This is a genomic window from Sivoneniella epilithica UHCC 1019 (assembly GCF_040830845.1).
In the GTDB taxonomy this organism is placed as follows: Bacteria; Cyanobacteriota; Cyanobacteriia; order Leptolyngbyales; family Leptolyngbyaceae; genus ULC077BIN1.
This window is the reverse complement of record NZ_JBFPDP010000026.1, coordinates 20,814-47,526: the sequence shown is the minus strand read 5'-3', so window position 1 is coordinate 47,526 and position 26,713 is coordinate 20,814. Positions and strand designations below refer to the sequence as shown.

At 46.9% G+C, this 26,713-nt stretch carries 27 protein-coding genes; 10 read left to right on the top strand and 17 right to left on the bottom strand.

The annotated features are described in order from the left end of the window. Positions 1–2: 2 nt before the first annotated feature. On the bottom strand, positions 3–3,062 hold the full coding sequence (locus AB3R30_RS16130) for a response regulator (RefSeq protein ID WP_458650231.1): 3,060 nt from the start codon (positions 3,060–3,062) through the stop codon (positions 3–5). Between the two features lie 376 nt (positions 3,063–3,438). Between AB3R30_RS16130 and AB3R30_RS16125 the strand changes: the two genes are divergently transcribed. The 4 genes from AB3R30_RS16125 to AB3R30_RS16110 all read left to right on the top strand — a co-directional run bounded on the left by AB3R30_RS16125 (position 3,439) and on the right by AB3R30_RS16110 (position 5,433). Continuing rightward, positions 3,439–4,182 (top strand): DUF561 domain-containing protein, encoded by a 744-nt coding sequence (locus AB3R30_RS16125; protein ID WP_458650230.1) that lies wholly within the window; start codon positions 3,439–3,441, stop codon positions 4,180–4,182. A gap of 111 nt (positions 4,183–4,293) precedes the next feature. Further along, positions 4,294–4,557 carry a hypothetical protein gene (locus tag AB3R30_RS16120; RefSeq protein ID WP_458650229.1) on the top strand — a complete coding sequence of 88 codons (264 nt, stop codon included), beginning with the start codon at positions 4,294–4,296 and terminating at the stop codon, positions 4,555–4,557. 19 nt (positions 4,558–4,576) lie between these two features. Then, positions 4,577–5,110: a GNAT family N-acetyltransferase gene (locus tag AB3R30_RS16115; RefSeq protein ID WP_458650228.1), complete on the top strand. Its 534-nt coding sequence runs from the start codon at positions 4,577–4,579 to the stop codon at positions 5,108–5,110. 131 nt (positions 5,111–5,241) lie between these two features. Continuing rightward, on the top strand, positions 5,242–5,433 hold the full coding sequence (locus tag AB3R30_RS16110; RefSeq protein WP_458650227.1) for a type II toxin-antitoxin system HicB family antitoxin: 192 nt from the start codon (positions 5,242–5,244) through the stop codon (positions 5,431–5,433). A gap of 44 nt (positions 5,434–5,477) precedes the next feature. Here the strand turns inward: AB3R30_RS16110 and mazG are convergent, their stop codons facing one another. The 3 genes from mazG to AB3R30_RS16095 form a co-directional block, all read right to left on the bottom strand. Further along, the gene (gene mazG, locus AB3R30_RS16105; protein WP_458650226.1) at positions 5,478–6,314 is read right to left on the bottom strand and encodes a nucleoside triphosphate pyrophosphohydrolase; all 837 of its coding nucleotides are present in this window, start codon (positions 6,312–6,314) and stop codon (positions 5,478–5,480) included. A 106-nt stretch (positions 6,315–6,420) separates the two neighbouring features. After that, entirely contained in the window at positions 6,421–7,239 is an 819-nt protein-coding gene (locus AB3R30_RS16100) for a tetratricopeptide repeat protein (RefSeq protein WP_458650225.1), read from the bottom strand. 143 nt (positions 7,240–7,382) lie between these two features. Next, positions 7,383–8,207: a tetratricopeptide repeat protein gene (locus tag AB3R30_RS16095; protein ID WP_458650224.1), complete on the bottom strand. Its 825-nt coding sequence runs from the start codon at positions 8,205–8,207 to the stop codon at positions 7,383–7,385. A 307-nt stretch (positions 8,208–8,514) separates the two neighbouring features. Between AB3R30_RS16095 and AB3R30_RS16090 the strand changes: the two genes are divergently transcribed. Then, entirely contained in the window at positions 8,515–8,652 is a 138-nt protein-coding gene (locus tag AB3R30_RS16090; RefSeq protein WP_458650223.1) for a hypothetical protein, read from the top strand. An 87-nt stretch (positions 8,653–8,739) separates the two neighbouring features. Here AB3R30_RS16090 and AB3R30_RS16085 read toward each other — a convergent pair whose 3' ends face one another. Then, positions 8,740–10,284: a DUF1565 domain-containing protein gene (locus AB3R30_RS16085; protein ID WP_458650222.1), complete on the bottom strand. Its 1,545-nt coding sequence runs from the start codon at positions 10,282–10,284 to the stop codon at positions 8,740–8,742. A 325-nt stretch (positions 10,285–10,609) separates the two neighbouring features. Between AB3R30_RS16085 and AB3R30_RS16080 the strand changes: the two genes are divergently transcribed. Next, positions 10,610–11,215, top strand: a complete 606-nt coding sequence (locus AB3R30_RS16080) for an alpha/beta hydrolase (RefSeq protein ID WP_458650221.1) — start codon at positions 10,610–10,612, stop codon at positions 11,213–11,215. 99 nt (positions 11,216–11,314) lie between these two features. Here AB3R30_RS16080 and ygfZ read toward each other — a convergent pair whose 3' ends face one another. The 10 genes from ygfZ to AB3R30_RS16030 all read right to left on the bottom strand — a co-directional run bounded on the left by ygfZ (position 11,315) and on the right by AB3R30_RS16030 (position 22,963). After that, positions 11,315–12,370: a CAF17-like 4Fe-4S cluster assembly/insertion protein YgfZ gene (gene ygfZ / locus AB3R30_RS16075; protein ID WP_458650220.1), complete on the bottom strand. Its 1,056-nt coding sequence runs from the start codon at positions 12,368–12,370 to the stop codon at positions 11,315–11,317. 103 nt (positions 12,371–12,473) lie between these two features. Continuing rightward, positions 12,474–13,025 carry a Uma2 family endonuclease gene (locus AB3R30_RS16070; RefSeq protein ID WP_458650219.1) on the bottom strand — a complete coding sequence of 184 codons (552 nt, stop codon included), beginning with the start codon at positions 13,023–13,025 and terminating at the stop codon, positions 12,474–12,476. Positions 13,026–13,245: 220 nt separating this feature from the next. Beyond that, on the bottom strand, positions 13,246–14,886 hold the full coding sequence (groL, locus tag AB3R30_RS16065; protein ID WP_458650218.1) for a chaperonin GroEL: 1,641 nt from the start codon (positions 14,884–14,886) through the stop codon (positions 13,246–13,248). 141 nt (positions 14,887–15,027) lie between these two features. Beyond that, positions 15,028–15,339: a co-chaperone GroES gene (gene groES, locus AB3R30_RS16060; RefSeq protein ID WP_458650217.1), complete on the bottom strand. Its 312-nt coding sequence runs from the start codon at positions 15,337–15,339 to the stop codon at positions 15,028–15,030. 279 nt (positions 15,340–15,618) lie between these two features. Continuing rightward, positions 15,619–16,068 (bottom strand): cyanase, encoded by a 450-nt coding sequence (cynS, locus tag AB3R30_RS16055; protein ID WP_458650216.1) that lies wholly within the window; start codon positions 16,066–16,068, stop codon positions 15,619–15,621. A 266-nt stretch (positions 16,069–16,334) separates the two neighbouring features. Further along, entirely contained in the window at positions 16,335–18,086 is a 1,752-nt protein-coding gene (locus AB3R30_RS16050) for an acetolactate synthase large subunit (protein ID WP_458650215.1), read from the bottom strand. Positions 18,087–18,253: 167 nt separating this feature from the next. Next, positions 18,254–21,913 carry a WD40 domain-containing protein gene (locus tag AB3R30_RS16045; RefSeq protein WP_458650214.1) on the bottom strand — a complete coding sequence of 1,220 codons (3,660 nt, stop codon included), beginning with the start codon at positions 21,911–21,913 and terminating at the stop codon, positions 18,254–18,256. A 164-nt stretch (positions 21,914–22,077) separates the two neighbouring features. Continuing rightward, on the bottom strand, positions 22,078–22,431 hold the full coding sequence (locus AB3R30_RS16040; RefSeq protein WP_458650213.1) for a DUF5615 family PIN-like protein: 354 nt from the start codon (positions 22,429–22,431) through the stop codon (positions 22,078–22,080). Between the two features lie 2 nt (positions 22,432–22,433). Beyond that, entirely contained in the window at positions 22,434–22,769 is a 336-nt protein-coding gene (locus tag AB3R30_RS16035; protein WP_458650212.1) for a DUF433 domain-containing protein, read from the bottom strand. Positions 22,770–22,798: 29 nt separating this feature from the next. Continuing rightward, complete coding sequence (locus AB3R30_RS16030; protein WP_458650211.1) at positions 22,799–22,963, bottom strand: hypothetical protein; 165 nt, start codon at positions 22,961–22,963, stop codon at positions 22,799–22,801. A 290-nt stretch (positions 22,964–23,253) separates the two neighbouring features. On the opposite strand from AB3R30_RS16030, the gene AB3R30_RS16025 reads away from it, so the two are divergent. From AB3R30_RS16025 to AB3R30_RS16010, 4 genes are all read left to right on the top strand, one after another. Beyond that, positions 23,254–24,135 (top strand): DUF2589 domain-containing protein, encoded by an 882-nt coding sequence (locus AB3R30_RS16025; RefSeq protein WP_458650210.1) that lies wholly within the window; start codon positions 23,254–23,256, stop codon positions 24,133–24,135. A gap of 148 nt (positions 24,136–24,283) precedes the next feature. After that, the gene (locus AB3R30_RS16020) at positions 24,284–24,985 is read left to right on the top strand and encodes a hypothetical protein (protein WP_458650209.1); all 702 of its coding nucleotides are present in this window, start codon (positions 24,284–24,286) and stop codon (positions 24,983–24,985) included. Between the two features lie 5 nt (positions 24,986–24,990). Continuing rightward, positions 24,991–25,566, top strand: coding sequence for a hypothetical protein (locus tag AB3R30_RS16015; RefSeq protein WP_458650208.1), 576 nt, complete (start codon positions 24,991–24,993; stop codon positions 25,564–25,566). A 23-nt stretch (positions 25,567–25,589) separates the two neighbouring features. Beyond that, a complete protein-coding gene (locus AB3R30_RS16010; RefSeq protein WP_458650207.1) occupies positions 25,590–25,946 on the top strand; it encodes a hypothetical protein in 357 nt (118 codons plus the stop codon). 100 nt (positions 25,947–26,046) lie between these two features. Here the strand turns inward: AB3R30_RS16010 and AB3R30_RS16005 are convergent, their stop codons facing one another. Together AB3R30_RS16005 and AB3R30_RS16000 are read right to left on the bottom strand one after the other, a co-directional pair. Further along, positions 26,047–26,310 carry a Txe/YoeB family addiction module toxin gene (locus AB3R30_RS16005; RefSeq protein ID WP_458650206.1) on the bottom strand — a complete coding sequence of 88 codons (264 nt, stop codon included), beginning with the start codon at positions 26,308–26,310 and terminating at the stop codon, positions 26,047–26,049. Continuing rightward, complete coding sequence (locus tag AB3R30_RS16000; protein WP_458650205.1) at positions 26,285–26,575, bottom strand: hypothetical protein; 291 nt, start codon at positions 26,573–26,575, stop codon at positions 26,285–26,287. Before AB3R30_RS16000 ends, AB3R30_RS16005 begins: the two co-directional genes overlap by 26 nt. Positions 26,576–26,713 lie beyond the last annotated feature (138 nt).

The following is a 26,713-nucleotide window of genomic DNA, read 5'->3' as shown; positions in this document are numbered from 1 at the left end:
TTTTACAGGTTAAGCCCCAAATTCTGCGCGAGTTGAGTCAGAGTCATAATTTGATCAAACCGAAAGTTATTCACGAGTTTGGTTAAGGCGTGGATAAATTCAGTTTGATCGGGGGGAATCTCCTCAATCAGTTGCAATACCAGAGTATCGCTCCCTTGAGCCGCCGAAGAGTGCAGCTTTTCGAGCCAGTCTTTGGACATGATGGCTAAGGACTGGGCATCTAAAGTGAAATTGGCTGAGGGAGAAGGGAGAAAGTGTTGTTCAGGCGGCGGTTGACTGGGTTCATAACGGTATTTCACTCCTAGATACTCTGCCATTTTTGCCAGCACTTCGTCTCGTTGGAAGGGCTTACGGACAAAATCATTGCAGCCGCTTTCGAGAATCTTTTGGCGTTGCTCTTCAAATACGCTGGCAGTAACGGCAATAATGATGGTGGATTGTCCGATTGGATCTGATTTTATGTGTTGAGTTGCTTCAAACCCGTTCATTACAGGCATTTGCATATCCATCCAAATGATATGGGGTTGCCAATGTTGCCAGATCGCGATCGCATCTTGTCCATTCTTTGCCTCTTGTATATCAAATCCAATGCTTGTCAAGAAGCGTACCAAAATTAATCGATTAGTTGGATCATCATCCACGATCAACACTCGATAATTGGGCTGACCGGGGGCTAATCCCACAGCTTGTTTATACTGGCTATCTTTTTCTCTTACTTGGTCTGCGGCAATTGCGATCGCCGGAATCTCAAACGTAAAATCAGATCCTTGACCCGGTTGACTAACGACCGTAATAGCCCCCCCCATCAACTGCACAAACTTTTGGCTAATGGCTAACCCCAACCCCGTGCCCTCTGAAAATTTTGTTCCTGTTTCAGTTTGCCCAAAGGGTTGAAATAAATGACCAATTTCTGCCGATGTCATCCCAAGACCCGTATCACGCACTGTAAAGAGTAGGGAGTGCAGGGTTGGGAGTGCGGGGTCGGGAGCGCGGAGTGCAGGATTAGAAGTTAGATCTGTTGAACATTCGCCATTCGCCCCTCGCCATTCGCCATTTCCCAAACTGACTTGCACCCAAATATAGCCCGTTGGAGTGAATTTAATCGCATTACTCACTAGGTTGATCAGGACTTGATTGAGCTTGTTTTCATCGGTGCGGATGTATCGAGGTACAGCACTCTCGCGATCGCACACTAGTTGCAGCCCTTTAGATTGACATTTGAGTTGAAACAGCGCGGCTAAATTATCGAGGAGACGGTAGAGATCAAAGTTAGCTTCGCTGAGCGTGATCCGTCCGGCTTCGATTTTGGACATTTCCAAAACATTATTGATCAGCGCCAGTAAATGCTCACCGCTGCGGCTAATGATTTCGACATATTGACGGTGTTCGTCCAATAATAAAGGGTCGCGGCTCATCAATTGGGTAAAACCCAAAATGGCATTGAGTGGCGTGCGGAGTTCATGGCTCATGTTGGCTAAAAATTCACTTTTTGCCTGATTTGCAGCATCGGCGGTTTCTTTGGCGATTTGCAGTTCGGTCGCCTGGCGCTGCGTTTGGGCAAGGAGTTCAGCTTGTTGAACGGCAACGCCTAATTGAGAACCAATTTGTAAGACGATTTTAGTTTCGGTAGAATCCCATTTACGCGGGGCAGAGTTTTGGTAGGCAATTAGCGATCCCCATAGTTGATTGCCAGAGAAGATCGGTACGCTGAGATAGGCTTTTGCTTGAAATTGTTCTAATTGTTCAATATCCTGCGATCGCAGCCCCGCTTGATAAATATCACTGATACAGGAATAGCTGACTCCTAGGGTATCCATGCTGTCGTTTGCAGCCTGTAAGTAGTCAACAGAGATTTTTTCAGCATCTGATAGAGGATTGGATACGAGTGGAATCCATCCCTTTGCAACCGATTCTGCAACAATAGATTCTTGGTTGAATGGGTCGGTGCGAAAAATGACGACGCGATCGCACTGTAAAGCTTGCCGCAGTTCTTCTGTAGTCGCACTAAAAATTCGTTCTAGCTTGAGGGTTTGGCGCATTCGCTGAATCACACGGGCGATCGTCCGTTCCCGCTCCGCACTTTTTCGCAACCGCTCTTCTGTTTCTTTGCCCTCGGTAATATCTGTGACCAATCCATCCCAAATAATGCTCTCATCGGGCTGCAACTCAGGACGAGCATTGCCCCGCAGCCACTTTGTCTGTTGACTAATCACAATCCGCCAGACAAAATCCCACGGTTGCAAGGTACGGGCAGATTCGCCAATTGAATGATTTAAACCCGTAATATCTTCAGGATGAGTTAAATTCCAGCCTGCCCCCACATCGTGGATCAATGCTTCTGGTTCTCTGCCAAACAGATTTCGGCAACCTGGACTGACATATAGAAAGGAAATGTTACCTGTGGGCTTGAGCATAAACTGATAGATCATACCGGGCACATTTTCCGCCAAATTTTTATAGCGCGAGTTGCTGCGTTGAAGGGCATCTTCTGTTTGTTTTTGGTGGGTGATGTCGCTTAAGGTGCAGACGACACGCTCAATAGTGCCATCGGCAGACTGGTGCAGGTTCACGTTGACCAAAAGCCAGCGGCAACCGGAGAGGTCAGGACAAACGACTCCTAAGACGCGATCTCGAATGGGTTGGCGTTGGGCGATCGCCTGTTGAATCGGGAACTCGGCTGCCAACAAAGGGTGTCCATTGTCATCTAAAAATTGCCAGCCTGGATCAGTAGGAAGTTCAAATCGTTTCGCTTTCCCACTGATTCCTAGCAGTTCAATGGCGATCGGGTTACATACCAAAACTTCTGCTTCCGCATTTAATAGCAGCACTCCCACTTGCATGGTTTGCACCAATCGACAAAATTGGTCTTCACTTTTTTGCCATGCCCGCTGATACGTCTGGCGCACCAACAAAAACTGGGCGATCGCCACAATCAACAGAATTGCAATGCTCAAGCCGATCGCAAATGAAAAGGTATTAATGCCCTGAAAAAAAGGTACGGTTTCTAGCGGATAAAGCAGGTCGCCCATAAATTTCGTAGTGAAAAAACGTAATGGCAGCATTCACACCGAATCATCACTCGTATTATCGTCCTGTCCCGCAAAAAACGTAGCGGCTCACAAATCCCTAAGTAAAAGCCTTTATTTCAAAATGCTCATGCAGAAAAGAATACTTTACTTGCAAAAGAAAAACAGTTCAAATCACAGAAAAATCAACAGCACACCACTTCAGATAGAGTAACGCTTTAGCGAGTTGCAAGCCGAGAAAGGTTTTGAGTTTCACGTTTTAAAGGGAAAGCTTTAAACACAGTAAAACGCACCCAAGTAGCCGTAATGCATTAAACCAAGCTCACACCGAAGTCCACATGTTTGATTTTCGCTGGTTTCCCATCCAGTTACAGTGGCAAAATGGTCATACCGTAATTAACAGAAACTAACTATGACGATCGCAATGCTGAATGCTGCTTTAGAGCAGAGATGTGCTTTGAAGGTAATTAGTGGGCTAAATAATTTTGATCGCGATCGCGTTGCTGCCGTGGTCAATGCCGCCGATCAGGGTGGGGCGACCTTCGTAGACATTGCCGCTGATCCAGACCTGATTCGCATGGTCAAGCGCTTAACGAGCCTGCCTGTGTGTGTCTCTGCGGTGGAGCCTGCCAAATTGGTTGCCGCCATGCAAGCCGGAGCCAATCTGGTCGAAATTGGCAACTTTGATAGTTTCTATGCTCAAGGCATTCGGTTTGAAGCCGCTGAAGTATTGGCAATCACCCGCGAGACACGCCGCTTGCTGCCATCCGTAATGCTCTCAGTCACGGTTCCCCACATTTTGCCGCTGGATCAGCAAGTTGAATTGGCAGAACAATTAGTCAAAGCGGGGGCAAACATCATTCAAACCGAAGGCGGCACGAGTAGCGCACCGATTCATGCCGGAACTTTGGGCTTAATTGAAAAAGCGGCTCCAACGCTGGCGGCTGCTAGTGAAATTTCTCGTGGCGTAAATGTGCCAGTGCTGTGTGCTTCTGGGTTATCAAGTGTGACGGTGCCCATGGCGATCGCGGCGGGTGCGGCGGGCGTAGGCATCGGCTCTGCAATCAACAAACTCAACAGCGAGATCGAAATGATTGCAGTGGTACGAAGTTTAGTAGAAGCGCTGGCGGCAAACAAAGTTCGCGATCGTGTGTAGTTAGACTGCATAGAGACGCAATACATCGTGCTATTGCGTCTCTACAGAAAATAGCGGCTTTAGTGTTTGTAGAATAAATACCAAAGCTCAGCCAGCCCATCATTGAAAACAATGCCCCAAGAAATTCTTAAACAGATTATTAACCAATTACAAACTCTAGAGCCATCTGAATTAGAACAGCTTAGTCAAGCAATCCAGAGTTATTTGATAGACAGGGAAACAGCCGCTAAACGAGCCATATTCCATCAAGCATTGGTTGAAACAGGATTAGTGCGACAGATTAAGCACCCTACTGTTCAGCAAAGAACCCGCCCATCTCTGATTCAAATTCAAGGTGAGTCTGTTTCCCAAACAATTATTGCGGAACGCCGCTAGCGCAAATAGAGGGAGTGTTGTGAAACCACCGCAAACTTTAGAAACTCAGCGATTATCCTTGAGACAACCAGTCATTGAAGATGCTGTATCCATTTTTGAGCAGTATGCCCAAGACCCAAAAGTGACGAAGTACATTGGTTGGCAACCTCACAAATCTATTGCAGTGACCCATGAATTCATCAATCGCTGCATCTCCGTTTGGGCGGATGGTTCCGCGTTTCCCTATGTACTGATTCGCCAAGAAGATGCTCAACTCGTTGGCATGGTAGAAATTCGCATCACTAACTATAAAGCAGATTTGGGGTATGTTCTGGCAAAATCAGAATGGGGCAAAGGATATATGCCAGAAGCGGTACAAGCATTGACTAATTGGGCATTAGCGCAGGATCAAATCTATCGGGTATGGGCTTTTTGTGATGTTGAAAACTTAGCATCAGCGCGAGTGATGGAGAAAGTTGGAATGCAAAGAGAAGGAGTGTTAAGGCGATGGTTCATTCATCCAAATTTATCTAAGGAGCCACGAGATTGTTACTGTTATGCGGTGAGTAAATAAAGCTCAAATAGATTGTGTAAAGCAGTCTTGTTTATTTCTATTTGTTCTCCTTTGATCCTGACTTACTTGACTAGATTTGAGATTGTCGAAAAATTAGTACAGAGTGTATTAAAAGTGAATTGGAGATTGCTATGAATGCTCAAATTTCTACCCACTTCACTATTGAAACCGAACAAGAAGAGGATGGTCGTTGGATTGCTGAAATATTAGAGATTCCGGGTGTTTTGGCATACGGTGAAAATCAACAACAGGCGATCGCCCATGTTCAGACTTTAGCGTTACGAGCCATTGCCGATAAGCTAGAGCATGGAGAAATAGCTTGAATCTGCTGAATCGCGATCGCCCTCCTCTTCTTTCGCTCCGTGCCCTATTTCCCACTCTCTCTTAACGTTGCTTTCGCTTGTTGCCAAAGGGTTTCCAGTTCTGCCAGGGTATAGTTTTCCAAGGGGCGATCGGCGACGGCTTCCATCAGTTGCAGGCGTTGAACGAAACGTTTGTTGGTGCCTTGAAGCGCGGCACTTGGATCGAGGTCATACCAGCGGGCAAGGTTGATCACGGTAAACAATAGATCGCCCAGTTCAGATTCTTGATGGGCTTTATCTCCGCTGGCGATCGCGTCTTTAAATTCCGTCAGTTCTTCATTGAACTTCTCCCACACGCCATCTACGGTTTCCCATTCAAAGCCTGCTGCTGCTGCTTTTTGCGAAATTTTTAAGCTTGCCATGATCGGGGGCAGCGATCGCCCATAGCGACTTAATTTTTTGCTCAAAGGCTGGATAACATTAGGATCTTCCCCTTTTTCCACCGCTTTAATCTGCTCCCAGTTTTGGTGTAGCTCGTCAATTGTTTGCACTTTCACCTTCCCAAATACATGAGGATGGCGACGAATTAATTTTTGACTGATTCCCTCTGCCACATCTTGGAGCGTAAATTGTCCTGCATCACTAGCCACTTGAGATTGCAGCACTACTTGCAACAATAAATCACCTAACTCTTCGCAAATGGCGGACGTATTTCCACTCCGAATGGCATCCACAGTTTCGTAAGCTTCTTCAATTACATAGGGAATCAGGGTCTCTGGAGTTTGGGCAAGATCCCACGGACAGCCGCTATCGGGCGATCGCAACTGGGCAACTACTTCGACTAACTGCTGTATAGCGCTCAGAACTTCGGCTTGTTGAGGCGTTGGCTCAAAAGTGCCCATGTTACACCCTCTACGATTAATTCCATGCTTTAACTTTAGCGGCAGTTGGAAACTTTGCTATGCTACAACTGATTCGGGTAGTTTAGTGAGATTCTGCTGTTTTCCTTTAAGTTTTATCCCGCAACAGGGCTTGAAACCGTTGATCGGTGCGGATGCGGTTGAAGTTGGGGTCAGTTTTTGCCATGAGTTGACACAAGTAAGGGCTATAGCCGATCGCTTGCTTCAAGTGTTCGATCGCCCGATCTAAGTTATTTTGCAAGGCATAGCAGCAAGCTTTACCGTACCAGGCATTGGCATTATTCGGCTTTACCTGCAAGGATTTATCAAAACTGGCGAGGGAGTCTTGAAACTGCTCTAGCTTAGAAAGCACCATGCCGCGATAGTTCCAGGCATAGTGGCAGCTAGGCTTGATAATCAACGCATTGTTAAGGCTCGTGAGTGCTTCCGGATAGCGGTTCAGGCAGCTTAGGGCGACTGCCTTGTTATACCAAGCCTTGTAGCTGTCGGGTTTGCGAGTTAACACTTGCTCAAAACTGGCGATCGCGTCCTTATAGCGACACAACCCCATTAAGGCTTTACCGTGGTTTTGCCACGCCCGATAGTCTTCGGGTTGAAACTTTAACGCCCGATTAAAACTGATAATGGCATCTTCATATTGAATCAGTTTTGCTAAAACAATTCCTCTTCCCTGCCATGCGGGGGCATACTTGGGCTGGAGCGCGATCGCCCGATCAAAGCTAACCAGCGCATCTTCATACTGCCCCGCGCTTTCCAAAGCATAGCCCCGACAATTCCACGCTCTATGATCGCGGGGATGAGCGGTTAAAATGGCATCATATTTATCTACCGCCCTAGCATGGTGCCCTAGTTCGCGGAGAACATGCCCATGACTATATAAAATTTGGGAGTCTTCGCTGTGATTCATAGGGACTCTTCAGATATTCACACTCACTCAATGTACCAACAGCGCTAGCTCGTAGAAACTGATTAGAATCTATGCTAATAGAATGCCCCCAACTTTAGAATTTGTTTCTTGAGATTTTAGAATTGATTGCTTGAAGTCATTCATTAACTAGCTTGCAAAATTAAGGTTGCAAACCGCTCATCTGCTCGCAATCCATCAAAATCTGAGTTGGTTTTAGCAATTTCTCGATATTCTTGCGGGCTGAGTTCAACGGCTCGTTGCAAACTAGCAAATGCTAAATCATACTCTTCTTGAAGCGCATAGCAACACGCTTGATTGTAAAAGGTATTGGGGCTGTCGGGCTTTAAAGTTAAGGCTTTATTGTAGCTGGCGATCGCGGCTTCCAAATAACCTAAGTGATACAGGGCATTGCCGCGATTTGTCCAGGCTTCCTCAAAATCGGGCTTAAACTCTACCGCTTTGTTATAGGATGCCACAACGCTTTTCAGCTTTCCCAATTGTTTCAGCGCGAGTGCCCGATTATACCATGCCCAGTAGTAGTCAGGTTTAAATTCAATGGCGCGATCGTAGCTGTTCACTGCTTCGTCATAGCGCTCTAGGTTCCGTAGGGCAATCCCTCGATTATACCAAGCCCAGCAGTAGTTGGGGCGATATTTTAGGGCTTGATCGTAGCTGGCGATCGCCGCTTCATACTGGTGCAAGTCATCCAAGGCACTACCGCGATTGTTCCAGGCTTCCGAAAACCCAGGTTCATATTCGAGCGCCCGATCGTAGCTAGCAATGGCAGCTTGATACTGACCCAAACGGTAAAGGGCATTTCCCCGGTTATACCAAGCATCAGGATAGTCGGATTGTCGCATCAGAACTGCGTCATAGCTAGCGATCGCAGAACTGTAATCCTGCTGTTTATTCAAATACAGCCCTTTTTGAAAAAAGAAAATGACTTCTATTTCTTGAACGTCTGTCATGGTCGGTGCCGTCAATGTGAAAAGTAATCAGGGGGTATAGCAGTACGAGGAGAAGTCAAGACAACAACTGTCCGTTATTCCTTACTTCTCAAGGATTTTTGTGTCCCAAACTATCCATCCGTTGCTATATCTCTAAAGTGCCCCAACCCACCGACTAGATAAACAGCAAATATACAGAAGACTTTGCGGCAAGCTAAAATTTACTCAGTAAACTCCTGTATATCGGACCGTAAAGTTCTATCTGGCTTAGCGGTCGATTTAATATCGGTAATTGTTTGACCTGAGATTATTGAGCGTCAATCAGTTTATGAACAATCAAATTCATTGGCTTGTACCGGGCGATCGCCCGGTCGTCGATTTTGCGGCTCTGGCTCCAGATAAAAATAATCACACCAAGTTAAATGGAGAATGCGACAGATCTTCGGTTGAGACCATGACTGAGTAAAGCTTCTACAATTCAAAATATCTCCTACGGAGACGCTACGCGAACAAAATTCAAAACTCAAAATTCAAAACTCAAAACGGTATCACATTAGGGAGTCACCACAAAGGGGGAGATGATTGGATCTGCTTTTCCGGCATTGACGAGAGCTTGATAGACGATCGCGGCTACTTCTGCCCTAGTTGCCTCCCGATTGGGGTTGAGTTGAGCTAAGGTCGGATAATTAACGATAACCTGACGCTGGGTGGCGGCTGCCACATAGCCCTTTGCCCAAAAGGGAATGCTGCTGGCATCTTGATATCGCATGAGTAAGCTAGGGCTGCCATTACCATAGTTCAACCCACTGGCGAGGGCAACTAAAACCTGCACCCTGGGAATCGGCTGATCGGGTCTGAAATCGCCTTCTGGGTAGCCACTCATAAAGCCCCCTTGCACGGCGGTCTGAATAAATGGATAGCCCCAAAAGCTAGCGTTTACGTCTTTGAATTCTATTCGGGTACGGCGAGGTGCTGGCTCAAACGCTCGACTAATAATCGCCGCATACTGGACTCGTGTCACGCGATCATTGGGCAAAAATACTCCGCCCGGAAAGCCACTGATGACATTTCGCTTAGCGAGGGCTTCGATATATGCCTGTGCCCAGTTACCCTGCACATCCGAGAAGGGCGATCCACTGGAACCACCATTCGTCGAGCCACTAAAATCAACGAGTCCGGCAATTTTTTTTATATCAAGTGTATTGCCATAGGAAGTCACCGTATCGGGCGTGGCGTTGTCGATATCGTATTGCCCATTGTCCCGAAATACATTGTTGCCTGGATCAGTTGCCGTGCCCAAATCGGGTTTCGCCCGCGCCGTCAGCACGATCCCATCTCGCTGATTGTTAGCAATTAGGTTTCCCCGCAGCACCGGACGCGCTGCACCATTGAGATACAGCCCATCCACGTTTTGAATAAATTGGTTGCGGATAACTCTAGGCTGGGCATTCTCGCTCAGGCTTAAACCAAACCCGGTATTTTGAAACAGATTACTTTCAATTTGACCTTTGGCGTTGTTGGCGATCGCGATTCCATTGCCGCCATTCAGCGTAAAGATGTTGTTGGTAATGATCGGATTGGCGGTGCCTGTGACAAAAATTCCTTCCCGATTATTTTGGGTGAAGGTACAGTTTTCAATTGTAGGGTTAGCAGACTCGATCCAAATGCCCGTACCGCGAGTCACTTTATTGGTTACCGTTACACCGCGAATTTGGGCAGTTTTGCCGACCCACAGAGCCATGTTTTGTCCGGCAAAGGTGGGGCTAATCCGATACCCACTGCCTGTAATGATCGTGTTTTGCCCCCGCGACACTTCATCGCCCTGCAAAATCACGCCTTCAGGAATCACCAAGGGGAAGGTTTCGCCTGTTTGCTGGCTATAGGTGCCCGGTGCCAGTTTGACGGTAGTTCCAGATTTTGCCCGTTGGAGTGCGGCAGCGATCGTTCGGAGCGGACGCGCCAAACTACCCTCTGCCCCATCTTGCCCACTATTGGCATCGACATAGAGAATTGCTGCACTCAGGGGCGTTTGGGCAAGCATTGGAACTGCTTTTTGAATGGGCAATTGCGCTAATGCCCGATCATTAACACTGAGCATCAAAAGGCTGGATAGCAGAGCTAGAGGTTTGGTCTGGCAAAAAAAGTGCGTGGGTCGATTCATTGAATTCGCGTGCGGTGAGGAATGGTGGCGGTAAGAAATGGGCGATCGCAGAGAATGATCACCGCTCCACTGAAGCACTTTAAAGGGCTTGCCCAAATTTCATAGAGTTTATGATGATTCTTAACTGAACTTTGGCTATTTTCCTTTGAATTCCTCAAAAAAATTTACTTCAAAGCCGAGATGTGATTTGTTAGGGTGGATAGGCAACTTAGTGGGTTGGGTTGTCGTCAATATTTATTAAGTAGGTTCTGGGGGTTTTAGTATGCCATTTTCAACGTCTTCGCTTTATCGCACGGTGGGAGTGGCGATCGCCAGCGCCATTTTTTTGATGCATACACCCGCTGCTGAGGCGGCGGATAAAGTGGTGGTTCGCTACGGTATTTTGCGCCAGTCACTCTCGGTCGCAGAACTCTCAGCGTTTGCGGAAAAGGGCGAAATGTCTAGAAAGGTGGAACGCTACTTAGACATGACGAAGAGCGATCCGGCTGAGATTCGGCAAGTTTTGACTAAGCCGATTGATATTAGCTCTGGCACCGTCAATACTGCATTGAACAATCCTTTGGGCGATCGCATGTTGGATGAACTGGGTCGGATGATTCAAACCCCAGAAAATGAGGGTAAGGGCAACCGGGATGCATTGCGAACTGCGATGGTTCAATCTGCTGCCAAAGATAATCAAGTGTCGATTTTAGAAATCATTCAAAACTATCCCGCCGATGAGATCCATCTAGATGCTAAACGCATTATCAAAACCTATAACACGCTGGCAAAATTTCAAAAACCGATTGAAGGCGTTTTGAATAACCTAGGACCCGTTCGCGAACTCTTACAAAAGCAGGGGATTAACCTACCTGATTTTCTCAAGTGAAAACATCTTGTGTAAGAGCGCGGCATACCCTACGGGAAGCAAGCTACAGGCATATAGTTTGCTGGCTAAAGTGGAGGTTGATTACCAAATGCCACGCCCCTACAGACCTTCCCGCGATCGCTGCAAAAAGGGCACCTCTACTAGCTCACCCTGACTGGTGCCTACCTGGACTTTTAAGCCAGCGCCGCCTGCCTTTGTGCGAATATAGCCTAACCCAAATATACCTTGGGCAGTTTCAGTTAAGCTGGTGAGAACGCCAACTTTTTCCTCGTTTACGGTAATCACGGTTCCGGGTGTCGCCACCGTGTCGAATCGAATTCCCCAGATCTGCTGCTTTACACCTTTGTAGGTATCCAATCGGGCAATCGTTTCCTGCCCAATGTAGCAGCCTTTGTTGATGGAGATAGCTTGCCACAGACTGGCTTCCACGGCGTTGTAGTCTTCGGTTAATTCCGCATCGGGCATGGGACGACCCTGTTCAATCCGCAGTTGTTCCCAAGCGAGATCGCCCATTGGTACTGCTCCAGCTTGGGCGATCGCATCCCATACTGCCGCTGCATGATCTGTCTCAACAATCAGGGTATAGCCTTCTAAACCCAACCCATTTCCCACCGCCACCCGTACCGGATGATTGGCAATCTCTACCATGCAATGATTGCCATAGGGCTGAGTTTTCATCGCATCTACACCCAACTTCTCAAGTAGCGCTGAACTCTGGACACCCATCAGACTAAACAGTGCCGTTTCTGCGGTTAGGTCTTTCAACTCCACCTTATCGCCAAAGAAAATATAGCGCTCAAGCCATTGGATTAATTGATGACGGCGGCTGGGCGAAACCATGATCAATACGGCATCTTCTAACACATAAGCAGTTGCCAAATCGATGGTTCGGGCTGTGGAGGTGACAAATATCGTGTCGCAGCCTTGCCCTGGCTTCAAAGCCTTCAGGTCATTAGTACTTTGATTGTGCAGAAACGTTTGCCGATCAACGCCGCTGAGTTGCAGTCTGCCCCAACGAGTGCGATCGCAGACCACTACTCCATCCCGGGCTGCTGCGATCGCGTCTACATCATTGCCAAAATCAATGGGTACAGTAGAATCTTCCTCAAATCGGGCACCCTGCTGTTGTTGAACCTCTCGCAAACTCTGAATCATATCTATTCTGTAATCTGCTAATAGGATTCAGCTTATCGCGATTTGCCCATTGTCAACATTGCACAGTCCGAAGTGGGTTTGAGATTGAGATCGCGCAATATCCCTAACGGTTGAGGATTAGATCAATGGATACATCAATATCCGGAAAGGCAAGAGGATGGATGATGCCACTGGTGAGAATGATTTTTGAGGTGTAGTCGCCATTTTGCGGAGCGCGAAATACTACGAGTTCCATGGATTTCAGGTTGATGACCCAATATTCAGAAATGCCAACTTCTGCATAGATCTTACTTTTCACGTTCAGATCTTTATCTAAACTGGAATTGGCATATTCGATTAACCAAAAGATGTTTTCAGGATATGGATGATGCGATCGATATTCTCGCCCCAATCGCCGGACGATCGCTAAATCAGGTTGCGGTTCTGAATGATTCGGCAACGTTACTGGATGATTTTGTCGAACTTTGGCTTGATCGCTTAATAACCCAATTAAATATTCTCCCGCCTCATCACTGGAATAAGCATGTGGTTCTCCTTCCGCTGCCATTTCTACAATGTCTCCCTTTAAAAGCTCCACCCGGCGCTCGTCTAGAATGCCTATTTCAACTAAACGATGGTATTCTTCAAGCGTCCATTTAGCAGTGGTTAGGGTCATAGTAAATTGTCCCCGTGAAATTGATTTAGCTTAGCGTGGTTGAGTGGTTGCATTTATTTTAATTATTATTTCTATCCCTAATGTTGTAGCCTTTTTGACCTAAAACCGCGATCGCTCTCTAATCCAAACAACAAAAAAGCGATCGCCCCTTTGTGAGAAGCGATCGCTTGTCGAATATTTGATTTTAGAAAGGGCTAGCGTTCTAACCCTTAAACCTCTTCTAGTAATCGAAGTCGCCGCCGCCCATGCCACCGCCGCCGCCAGCAGGTGCGCCATCTTTTGGTTCGGGCTTATCAACCACGATGCATTCGGTGGTCAACACCATGCCCGCGATCGACGCTGCATTTTGCAGAGCAGAACGGGTTACTTTGGCAGGGTCAACGATGCCTGCTTCAAGCATGTCTACGAACTCATTGGTTGCTGCGTTAAAGCCAACGTTAAAAGATTTCTCTTTCACACGTTCAGCAATCACCGCACCGTTTTGACCCGCGTTTTCAGCGATTCTCTTTAAAGGCGCTGCCAATGCACGCGAGACAATCAGCGCGCCTGTCAGTTCTTCACCAACTAGCGTGTTATTTGCCCAAGTTTCTAACTCAGGACCCAAGTGAGCTAGGGTTGTACCGCCACCGGGAACGATGCCTTCTTCCACAGCCGCTTTGGTTGCGTTGATGGCATCTTCCAACCGCAGTTTGCGATCCTTCATTTCGGTTTCGGTTGCTGCGCCGACTTTGATTACTGCAACGCCACCTGCCAATTTAGCCAAGCGCTCTTGCAGCTTTTCTTTATCGTAGGAAGACTCGGTTTCTTCCATTTGACGACGGATTTGCTCAACACGCGCTTGAACTGCGCCATCATTGCCTTCTGCGACAATGGTGGTGTTGTCTTTAGTGATGGTGATGCGGCGAGCTTTACCGAGACTATCTAGTTTGACAGCATCTAGTTTCAAGCCTGCATCTTCGGTGATTACTTGTCCACCGGTGAGTACAGCGATGTCTTCCAGCATTGATTTGCGGCGATCGCCAAACCCAGGAGCTTTCACAGCCGCCACATTCAACACACCGCGCAAACGGTTGACGACTAGGGTTGCCAGTGCTTCTTTCTCAATATCTTCCGCAATGATCACCAAAGGACGACCGGAGCGCGCCACTTGCTCAAGTACAGGCACCAAGTCTTGCACCAAAGCGATCTTTTTGTCGGTCAACAGGATGAAAGGCTCTTCCATCACGGCTTCCATCCGTTCCATGTCGGTGGCGAAGTAGGGAGAGATGTAGCCTTTATCGAAGCGCATCCCTTCAGTGACTTCCAGTTCGGTCGTCATGGATTTGCCTTCTTCCAAGGAAATCACGCCTTCCTTGCCCACTTTATCCATAGCGTTGGCGATCATGGCACCCACTTCTTCGTCGTTTCCGGCGGAGATAGCACCCACTTGAGCGATCGCCTTAGAATCTTCAACAGGACGCGCATGTTCCGCAATCTTGTCTACCAAGAATCCGGTTGCCTTGTCGATCCCGCGTTTGAGGGCGATCGCATTAGCACCCGCTGCCACGTTCCGCAGACCTTCTTTGACCATCGCATGAGCCAAAACGGTTGCAGTGGTGGTGCCGTCTCCGGCTGCGTCGTTGGTTTTGGAAGCCGCTTGACGAATCAACGCCACGCCAGTGTTTTCCACATGGTCTTCCAATTCAATTTCCTTAGCAATGGTGACCCCATCGTTGACAATTTGGGGTGCGCCAAATTTTTTCTCTAGAACGACGTTGCGACCTTTGGGACCCAAAGTGACTGCCACCGCTTCAGCCAAAATATCCATGCCGCGCTCTAGGGCACGACGAGCGTTTTCGTTGTAAATAATCCGCTTAGCCATAAGTCTGTGTTGCCTTTGTGAATAGTAGAAATGGTGTAGAAGGAGATAGAACGGAAAATTTTGAGCGTTGAATTTTTAATTTTGAGTTTTTGAACGACCGTCTGAATTCAAAACTCAAAACTTAGAACTCAAAACTATTCCCTAATCCACGATCGCCAAAATGTCCTTCTCAGACAACAAAACGTACTCTTCAGTACCTAGTTTGATGTCGGTGCCAGCATATTTTGAGTAAAGAACCTTGTCTCCGATTTTCACTTCGGGTTCTTGGCGAGAGCCATCTTCACTGCGCTTACCAGGACCCACAGCCGCAATTTCGCCGACCTGGGGCTTCTCTTTTGCGGTATCTGGCAACAAAATGCCGCCAGCGGTTTTTTCTTCAGAAGGGCTGACCTTCACAAAAACGCGATCGCCTAAAGGTTTAACAGTAGAGACGCTCAACGATACAGATGCCATATGCAATGCTCCAAACTAGCGGGTTGACCAAAGAAAATTTTTCAGAAGATGTGGCTGATCTGAATGAGAGACTTCATTCCAAAAAAGGCTACAGCCCAAAAAACCACAAATAACGATAGGCTTAGCCAAAAGATTGTTGACTAAACGCCAAACGTTACGTCTGTTAATAGTCTAACGGGTTAGAGCCATTTTTAGCACTCTCACCTCTTGAGTGCTAATTTAGCGAAACCACTAGGATGAATGCAATCTTGGGGACTGTACGGGTTTCCGTACTGAGAATTACCATTTTTTATAGGCTAGGAACTTACCGTTCATCGTCACCTTAACGCGATCGCCCTTGGGATCTTCCACCTTGTCGATATCCAGCGTGAAGTCGATCGCGCTCATGATTCCATCCCCAAACTTTTCGTGAATGATTTCCTTCATCGGCATCCCATACACCTGCATGATCTCGTAGAAGCGATAGATCAGCGGGTCAGTGGGCACGACAGGACCTAACCCTTTTGCAGGGCAAGCCGTTAGTTCAATCACAAAATCTTGGCTGAGTCCCAATGCCTCAAGTAGTTTGCTGGCTTCATCCTCTGAAGCGCTGGCTTGCCCATAGAAAACCGCTGCAATCCAGACTTCATCTCGACCCAGCAATGCTTCCAAATCGGTAAAAGTGATCCCTTTTGCTTTTTTTGCCGTTAATAGCGTTTGGGTAATTGCGGAAATTTCAACACTTGCCATGAATAATCCAATTCCTTTTTATATAGGGGTTAAGGGTGTTGCTGAAGCAAGCATGATTTGCCCTCATCCCCAACCCTTCTCCCAGCGGGAGAAGGGAGCTAGAAGTCTTGTTCCCTCTCCCGCTGGAGAGGGCTAGGGTGAGGGCGAATTTTGATATTCATACCTCAATTCAGCAACGCCGGGTTAAGAAACTATCAAGTTTCCCTCCGCAGAATAGGATGCAATTAGGGCGTAAACGGTATAGGTTGTAACTCTGAAAAGTATGACTAAATAATGCAGTTGAGATCACCAGCACGACGAGAAAAACGAAGATTTTCCTGATAATCCACTGGGCAATCAATTACGGCTGGAACATTTTGTTCTAATGCTTCCTTTAAAGTGGGAATTAAATCGGCACAGGATTCCACTCGATAGCCTTTTAAGCCCATGCTTTCCGCTAGTTTGACAAAATCAGGATTGGTAAATTTGACAAAACAGGATGAGCCAAACTGGTTTTGTTGCTTCCATTCAATCAAGCCATAGCCGCCATCGTTGAAGATCAGCGTGACAAATGGCGTATCGACTCGCAAGGCAGTTTCCAATTCCTGGCAGTTCATCATAAAGCCACCATCGCCTGTAACTGCAACCACACGGCGATCGCGATGCACCAGTTTTGCTGCCAGTGCCCCTGGAATCGCAATGCCCATTGCGGCAAACCCATTGGAAATAATGCAGGTATTGGGGCGTTCGCAGTGATAGTGCCGCGCCATCCACATTTTGTGAGCGCCCACATCTGAGATCACAATGTCATCGGCTTCCATCACTTGGCGCAGGTCATAGACAATTTTTTGCGGCTTAATCGGGAAAGATTCATCATTGGCGTACTGGACATAATCTGCCCGAATTTCGTCGCGCAGTTCTAGGGCGTAGGGGGCGGGTTGATGAGTGCGGTCGCAGCGTGCCAAAATTTCTGTCAGTGAGTCGGAGAGATCGCCCACCACTTCGGCGATCGGAATATAGCTGCTGTCTACCTCCGCTGGCGTTGTTCCAATATGAATGATCGGCACCGCGCCATCAGGATTCCACTTTTTCGGCGAATATTCAATCAGGTCATAGCCCACACAAATTACTAAATCTGCCTTGTCAAAGCCACAGCTAATATAGTCGCGCTGCTGCAACCCCACTGCCCACAGCGCCAAAGGATGGGTGTAGGGAATTACACCTTTGCCCATAAATGTGTTTGCCACGGGAATATTTAGTTGGGTAGCAAACTCGGTCAGTGCAGCGCTGGCATTTGCCCGAATTGCGCCATTGCCAACCAAAATCAATGGGTTTTGTGCTTGAGAAATGGCTGCAACCGCTGTTTCAATGCTGTGAAACGACGCATAGGATTTTTCCTGCCCATCGGTTTTTAGCGGTTTGCCCGTCGCAATCATCGCCGCAATATTTTCTGGCAAATCGATATGCACGGCTCCAGGTTTTTCAGCCTGCGAGATCTTAAATGCCTTTCGCACAATTTCAGCCGTGTTGCTGGGGCGAACAATCTGGGCGTTCCACTTGGTCACTGGCGCAAACATCGCCACCAAATCTAAATATTGATGGGATTCGATATGCATTCGATCGGTGCCGACTTGTCCAGTGATGGCAACTAGAGGAGCGCGATCGAGATTCGCATCTGCCACACCCGTCATCAAGTTTGTGGCACCGGGACCCAAGGTAGACAAGCACACTCCCGCTTTTCCCGTGAGGCGACCATACACATCCGCCATAAATGCTGCGCCTTGCTCGTGGCGGGTGGTGATGAATTGGATTGAAGACTGCTTAAGGGCTTCCAACACATGCAGATTTTCTTCACCCGGCAACCCAAAAATATACTGAACTCCTTCGTTTTCCAAACATTGGACTAACAGTTCTGCCGTGTTGATTTGAGTGAGGTGTTCAGGGCTTTCGACTCCGTGCTGTTGGGATACAGCATTGGTGATGTCTAGGTTTTCGGGCATGGTGTGTCCTCTTGGCTGATCGGCGATCGCGATTGACATAGCGCAAATCGTGCTTGAGATTAGTGCTACTTCTAAGATTCCTTTTCTAAGCCGCTCTTTCCCAGCGATCGCACGAATCTATTAAACTCTTAAACTCTCTTCAAATCTCGCAATCTTTATGGGAAGGTGTTGGGTGTCAGTTTCTAGAAGTAAAGCAGAGGATATTTTCACCCTGCGATCGCCCCTAATGCTTTGAGTCCAACTTTTTGTGCTTCAGAAATGCCCGTTACTCCAAGGATATTCATCCCTTCGTAAGGAAGCTTTCTGCTTAAAGTTTGGACTGTTTTGCCAGTTTTCACATCCCACAGTTGGATGGGTTGTTCATAATAGGACATCGCCAACAGATCACTCACTGGGTGCCAATCCGCATCCATGCCCCAATTTGTGCCCTCAATGACGCATTCACAGTCGCCTGTGCTGACCTGCCAAATTCTGATCGTCGAATCAGTACAAACACTCGCCATCTGACTACCATCGGCACTCCAGGTTACGGAATTAATATATCCAGGTGCGTGCCCGTGTAAGGTATTCAAACACTTTCCAGAGTCTACATCCCAAAGTTTAACCGTACCTACGTGGTCTCCACTTGCCAGAGTCTTACCATCCGGACTAAAGCTAAGTGATTGGACAGGATAATTCACATCAATGACGCGATCGCAGACACCCCGGCTTAAATCCCAAAATCGAATGGTGCCATCTGTACTGCCGCTGGCAATGCGATTACCTGCTGGAAAGCCAATCACGGAATTCACCTGATGCCGATGATCAGATAGCGTTAACAAACATTGCCCAGAATGAATATCCCAAAGTCTCACGGTTTGATCGTTGCCACTACTAATCACATAATTTCCATCCCGACTCCAAGTAACTGCCTTGACCCAATGGTGATGTCCAAGTAGTACATTCAAACACCTCCCAGTTTCAACATCCCAGATACGAACAGTGGCATCTGCACTACAACTCGCAATCAAACGTTCGTCCGGACTCCAGGATACAAACAGCACTTCATTGTTATGTTCCTGAAAGAGTCTGAGACATTCACCCGTTTGGCTATTCCACAGTTGCACGGTATGATTCGTGCTACTACTCAAAAGGCGAATTCCATCCTTGCTCCACTTGATACACCAGGATGAATTGCTATGTCCTTGCAAGGTTTTGACACAGTGCCCAGTTTGAGTATTCCAAAGTTTCACAACGTGGTCAGGGGATACAGTGGCAAGGGTTTTACTATCCCGACTCCACGCAACTGCCCAAACCCAGCTTTGGTGTTCCTGAAACATTTGCAGGCATTGCAGTGAACAATCCCACAGAGTGGTAGTACAATCGGCGCTTCCTCCAGCTAACATTTGCCCATTGGGGCTCCACTCCAGCCGCCAAGTATAATCCCGTGTGGCGATCGCCTGTAAACATTTCCCTGTTTGCCAATCCCAAAGTTTGACGGCTTTATCATACCCACTGCTGGCGAGAATGTTGCCATTGGGATGCAACGCCAGAGACAGCACCCAACCTTCATGGGCTTGAATCACTCGAATACAGTTACCAGAAGCGACATCCCAGAGTTTAATCGTATGATCCATGTAAGCTCCTGCCAGCACTGTTCCATTGGCAAGCCATGTGGCAGAATAAATCCCACAACTCTGACGACTGGGTTCGCGGACTTGTAAACGAGTCACACACAATCCGGTTGTTCTGTCCCAAACTAGAATAATCGGAACTTGCCCGCCACAAGCCAGTCGTTGACCGTCGGGACTCCAGGTTAGAGTATAAACGGCATCAGGATAACCCTGTAAGTCCCTGAGCCATCCACCCGTGCGAGTATCCCAAAGTCGAACCGTTGGACCAACTCCAGTGGCGATCGTGGTTCCATCAGGATGCCAAGCGGCTGCCCAAATCCAGGCTTGATGAGCGTGGATTGTGAGCAACGGCTGCATCGTTTGAAAGTGCCAAATATGCACCTTGCCGTTGGTATCTCCAATCGCAAAGCGCTGTCCATCAGGACTAAATCGCACCCATACCCCTCCAGCAAAGATTTGGGTAAAAGAGGATTGAGCAAAGTGAGCAGCTTGAAAATTAATCTGCTGTAAAGTCGCTCCCTGGAGATCGGCATGGCGGATGGTCGAATGGGAGAAGTCGTATCCAGTCAGGTCGATTTGTAAGTGCAAACATAAGTTGATGAAGTTTCCCACACCATAGCCGAAGTTCGACTCAGGGACATTTCGTAATCTTGTTAGAAGCGATCGCAGGTGTTGCTCTAGTCGTTCGGCATTGTGATGAAATGAGTTTTTTAATTGTTCAATCAGTGGTTGTAGAATTAATCGAATTTGACTTTCTCGAATGTAGTCTAAAACGGTTGTTTTAGTTAATGCATAGTGGTTTAAAGATGATGTTTGAGCCATGACTAATTCAATGGCAAGCTGCCGAATTAACCAGTCTGTGACATATTCCATCACGACAGGCTGTTGGGTGTATTCGCTCGATGGTTGCGCCTCGCCTTGAGGTGTGCGCCGTTCGATTAAGCTGCGCCAGGTGAGCGATTCCAGCGATTCCAATAGACTGGCACGGGAAACTGTGGGGACAATATCAGCTTGCAGTTCGGCGATCGCAGTCCATTCACGATTGATCGCCAGCCAAACCATGATGGTCTGTTCTAAAGATGACAACCGCTCAAATTGCTGATCGAGCAAACGACGAATTCCATTGAAGATCGGAGTCTCTTCTTTCAAAAAGGCGGCAATTTCCCCATCAAATAAGCTCTGGATTGAAGAGGCAACCATTTTCAAAGCCAGTGGATTACATCGATATAATTCGCACAGTTGGCGTTTTTCCGCGTCAGTTCCTACCAGTCGCCTAGACTCAATCAATACCAATGATGCCTCCCAGGAACCGCGCAGAGAGAGCGAAGCGCAAGCGCGACGACCAGTCGTTCGCACGGCTCCATCGTAGTCTTCTAAAAGTGCAACTTCCGCTGATTTCTCTCGACTCGTCAACACAATACAACTTTGATGACTGGCTTCTCCCAGCATCCGAAATAAGTCACCGTAATTGGCAAACTCTGGCTGGTAGCGTCCAGCGTGTTCTCCGGGTTGCAACAGAGTATCTTGATTATCCAAAATCACCAGACAGCGATGAGTTTGCAGCCAGTGCAGCAGTCGTTCTGGCTTTGGCTGAATATCTTGCTGGCGAGAAAGAAACGGCACCAGTTCAGCCAATAAGGTTTCTAAGGATGGAGCATTGCGGAGCGATCGCCAGATGACATACTCAAAATTTTGAGTTTTAAGTTTTGTTCGCGTAGCGTCTCCGTAGGAGATATTTTGAGTTGATGAACCTGATTGAAAACTCGTAACTGAGAACTCATAACTCTCTACCACTTGCTGTGCTACCTTCGCTGCTAAAGCACTCTTACCCATGCCACCCATACCCACGATCGCCACCAAACGACAGCGGTCATGAATGATCCACCGAGTCAGTTGTTCAATCTCCTCAACTCGACCGTGAAAGGTAGAAACATCAAGTGCCTCGCCCCAACTAATCGACCGTTGAGTGTGCGATGAGATTGCGGGGATTGGATCATCCAGATGAGTCAGGATGGCACGTAGCGTAGTTTTGTTGACCTTGTGATCCAGTGCCTTACTCAACAGCTTCCAGAACTTGGGACCAATATCCCGTTGCAAGTAGTTGATGGTGTAGCCCGATCGCTCGGCAATGCGATCGTAGGTCAACTTATTCCAGGCACCGTACAAAAGAGCTTCTTCGGCTGCGGTCAGCGGTCTACCAATTTTTTGAGCGAAAGCACGCCGAACAGCCTCCAATGCCTGCCCAAATTCCATGTATTTTCTCACCCTGATAAAATATTAGTCCGAATTAAACCATACTTTCCATACTCAATTCCATACTTTCCTGTAAAACGCATCCCGGGTTTTTGATGATTTCTAGACAATTCAAAGCATGGGGAGATTAAGCACGAACCCTACTTGTAGATGTAGACATTGGTTTATTCACGTTTTTCAATGGGTGAACGATACACTCGAATCAGTTTGCCAGCTAGCGAATCTTCAACCGCGATCGCCTCATGAATGCGGGTGGCTAATCCCTGCCGATCCAAATCTTCAGTGCAAACAATAATGCCTGCATGGTCTGCACTAAGACGATGTAAGCGAATAAAGTCATCTCGGTTGATGGTTAGTACCGTCCTGCCCTGATTTGTTGCAAATGCCAGAACTTGATCATCAGAAATTCTCTGGTTTGCTTGACCCGCTTCTTGTACCGTCAGCACATCATGACCAAACTGCCGAAGTAGCTGTGAGACTACTCTGGGAAATCCTTCATCAGCATATAACAGCGACATGCCTAGGCAGCCTCTTGTCGGGCGATCGCGGCTTCAATCTCATTTTGAAAAGCCTCTGCATACTGCCATGCATTCACCAGATCAGCCGCCGTCAGCGTCGGATAATCCTCCAACAAGTAAGCTTCGCTGGCTCCCTGATGGCGCAGGCTAACCAATAACCAAACTGGAATCCGAGTTTGCCGAATACAGGCATCTCCTCCCATAACGCCAAGTGTCTTCTCAATACCAACCCATTGATTGCTTAGACTTGCTGCCAAAATTTGAATAGCCTGCGCCTTTTCTTCTGGAGACAGGGCTAAAAGTTGGGATTGTAGCTCTTTTAAAGTCATCGGAGGCATCAATGTGCTGTCACTTTTTATCATACTGCTCAGCCCACTTTGTAATCGACAACAACGCAACATTTGGCAATGCGATCGTCGGTCAACTGGTTCCAGGCACCGTACAAAAGAGCTTCTTCGGCAGCGGTTAGCGGTCTACCAATTTTTTGAGCAAAAGCAAGCCTGACAACCTCCAATACTTGCCCAAATTCCATATATTTTCTCACCCTGATGAAATATTAATCCAAATCAAACCATACTTTCCATACTAAACTCCATACTTTCCTGTAAAGACATCATCTTGAAATTTTGATACTGTGTAGAGGAATTCATCGTCGCGAGAGGTTTATCATAGGTTCTGTCTCTGGGCACACATACGTCTATTTCTGATTAACAAGCTACCTATCAAGGAGGCGAATATGGCAGCGGTCAAGCTAACGCAGGAAACCGTACTCATATAGTATAAATTCACTTTACTTTCTACAAAACTGACCAAGGAAATATCATGAGTGATCAACAGGGTAAAGAACTATCCGCTCTAGATTTTGGCTCCATGATTGGCGGACCGCTTACTGCGATCGTAAAAGCCCAAGCTCAAGCTGCGTTGGCTTCAGCAACCTTCATCAAGCAAGTCGGCTTTCATCATAAGAAGGATGGTAATGGTAACGACACTGAAGAGATTACTGAAGCAATTAATGTTGAATTCAAATACAAAAAGCCAATTCCAGGAGGGGGAACACAAGAAGCTACTTTATCTGTTCCAATTCTCACAATTTTGCCTATCCCGTTTCTTCGAGTTGAGGAGGCAGAGATCGAGTTCAATGCAAAGCTGTTATCAGTCACACATAATGAGCTTCTAAGCAACTCTCAGGTTGGAACTTCGACATCAGCAAAGACTGGAGGTGTTTTCTCATGGTATGGTAGCGCTCAATTGACCGCAAACTATTCTAGCCAAAGTGTGCAGCGCAGCGGAGCCGAGACAAAAGATAGCTATGGGCTTTATGTGCATGTTAAGGCATCTCAGGCTGAAATGCCAGCAGGAATGGACAAGATGTTGAGCATTTTGGAGGCGCTGATCGAGGAGAAAGTTATACCTATCCCTCCAGCAACACCGCCCAGCCTTCCAGCAACACCGACCATTAGTAGTGCAGTATATGCCAACAATATTGTAACAGTTACAGGTACTGGCTTTGGAGCTTCAGTAGGATCTAGTTCTGTTCATATTCTCAATTCTTCTGGTCAGCCTGTTTCAGTACAAGGGACGAGTACGTGGAACGACACAAAAGTTGTGACAGATACGTTCACTTCTCCACTGCCTGCTGGTAACTACACGGTTAGTGTATCTGTGAACACTGTCCAATCGCAGACTTATTCATTCACTGTTTGATAAAATTAGCTAAGGACTCTTCATAGAAGATATGATAGGGTCTTGCAGAAGTTGTATCTTTGAATTCTTAGTGTGCTGGTTGGTGTCAATCTATTGGCATCGACCAGGATTTTCAGTCTAGGAAGCTTGGTAAGTGAAGTGAACACCTATGCCGACGTTTGGACAATTGCTTGGGGCACTGATGGCAGACATCACTCATGCTCGTCGTATCTCTGACGAATGTGCAGTTCGGCTTGCTGAATATTATCAAAGCGAACCCCTATTGCAAGGGTTACCCGTTCCGCGTGTGAGGCTCCCGGAGATTGTGATTGAAATTCCCGTGCTTATCGATCGCTATGTAAATGGTTCAAGCTCTGAGGTGAACAATGCTGCTGATTTGGCTCATCACTTTGGTCAAGCTGCAAAACTCGTTTTAGAGCAGCAAGAAATTCTGATTGATGAGTTTGAACGTAAATTTCAAGGGTCTATCCAACCTCGGCTGGCATTAGCGATCAGCGCTACTTTACCAGGGTTTGAAGGAGTTTCTATGAGAGCGCGAGTTTTCCAAGCTGCTCAGGATGCTTTTAATGATGTCCTACATACCCATAAACTAAACGTTTCTGCTCAAGTTAAGAGAACTATATACAGAGAACTAAAATTAGTGGCAGAGATGGAAACCTTCGAGTCTCCGGCACAAGATCCAACAATCTCACTCAAGGTTGAATCGACTGCCTTGAAAAACCATGTCAAAGTTCAAGGTCTTTCTAGTACCCTGACAAATTTACGTGTTGTCATCAAGGAAGAAGAGATTGAGTGGCATCATGTTGATCACATTGATGGGACACGAACCTCTCATCTTAAACCTCAGTAAAAGCGATGCGGAGTGTTTTACGAGAGCAACTGCTTGAATGTCTGAGTACGGCTTCACTGTTAACCGATGAATATGCTGATTTAAATCCAAACTATGTAGAAGACATCATCCTCTGGCTGAAAGACCTAGAAGAAAGGCTTCAGAAGTTTCGCAATTCAAACGCTTCTGTGATAACGCAAGAGCGAGCCAAGCTCTTAGCTTTTAGAGATGGTGGGCTTGAGCCAGGTTTGATCGATCAAAGCATCCCAAGACGCAAAGCTCACCGTATCTTTGCATCAATGTGTTTAAGTCGGGTTGTTGCTTCTGTACATTTCCAAGTTGAGCAAATTGATCAAGATTTTGCTCAGATGCGTGAGAAGATTGCCCAATTACTCGCTTTAGCCTCCACTAGAGCATCAATCTCGATGCCACCTTCTGGTAATCGAGAACTTTGGCTCATTCAGACTTGGAAAAGTCTAGCGGGTGGCGACACGCATAGTATGTACTCATATATCAATGCGACTTTGTCACTTGTAGATCGCTTGTATATTTTGGATGATTTATTAGACAACTTGTTAGAATCAGTTGAACTTCACGACTAGACCTTTTGATGGAGTAATGAACAATGGGAAAGTTCAAAGTCACTTATCTAAATCAGGACTCACAAGAAGTAGAGGCTGACGGCTATTATCAGAAGAATAATCAATTTGAGTTCTATCAAGACTCGGCGGTGGGAGAGCAAAGGGTTCTCTCTCTGAGTGGTACAGAGGTCGCACATATTCAAAACTTGGAGGAGAAAGCTAAAGTGACAGATTCACAGAAATACCAAATTGCTTACCATTCTGGTCAGGAAGAAGAGATTCAATTCGACGGTTATCACGAGAATGGCGACTGGTTCGATTTTTATCGGGACTCGGTTGTCGGAGAAAAAACGATTCAAAGTGTGAAAATGGAAATCGTTCGACAGATAGAGCAGCTTTAGAGAGCTTCAATTTTGGCGGACGGTGGAATGAGCCGCGATCGCGGTTCTGTTTTTGGCAGGAATCACTGTTTCGGGAAAAGGGCGATCGTGCTTGAGAGAATTAGTCATCGTAGTGAAATCGACAACTCAAGATAGTGACCTCAGTTTCAGTCATTCGATACACTAAACGATGCTCATCCGTAATCCGTCGTGACCAACACCCGCTCAACTCATGCTTTAGAGGTTCAGGCTTACCAAGTCCAGCAAATGATTGACGAAGAATATCGTTAATTAAGGTGATAATCTTGCGATGAATTTTCTTATCTTGTGCTGCCCAGTCGTTAAATTGCTCAAATGCCTCAGGAGCGAATGTTATATTCTTCATTCCATTGCTCAGGCGTAAAACTGACCAAGTGGGTCTTGGTTTCAATGTTTTGAATAGCAGTCATCAAATAGCGGCGATTCGCTTTGGTAGACAGCAGGTACTCTGTTTCATCCTGTTGAACAGATGAACTGGTATTTGTTTCAGCAAGATCTTGTTCAACTAAAACAATGACTTCAACAATACTTCCTTCTACTAATTCAGATGTTTGAATCTCGATTTTGCCGTCCTTGCCAACAACGACCTGCTGTTTAATGCCACTGAACATGATTGAACCCTCAAGGTGTCATATCTCACATTAACTTCAGTGTAGCTTAGTACAAGATTGGTGAGGGAGAGATCGCGATCAGGCATGAGTTGAAAGGGCGATCGCATTGGATGATAGCTGAAGAGCGATCGCGGTTAG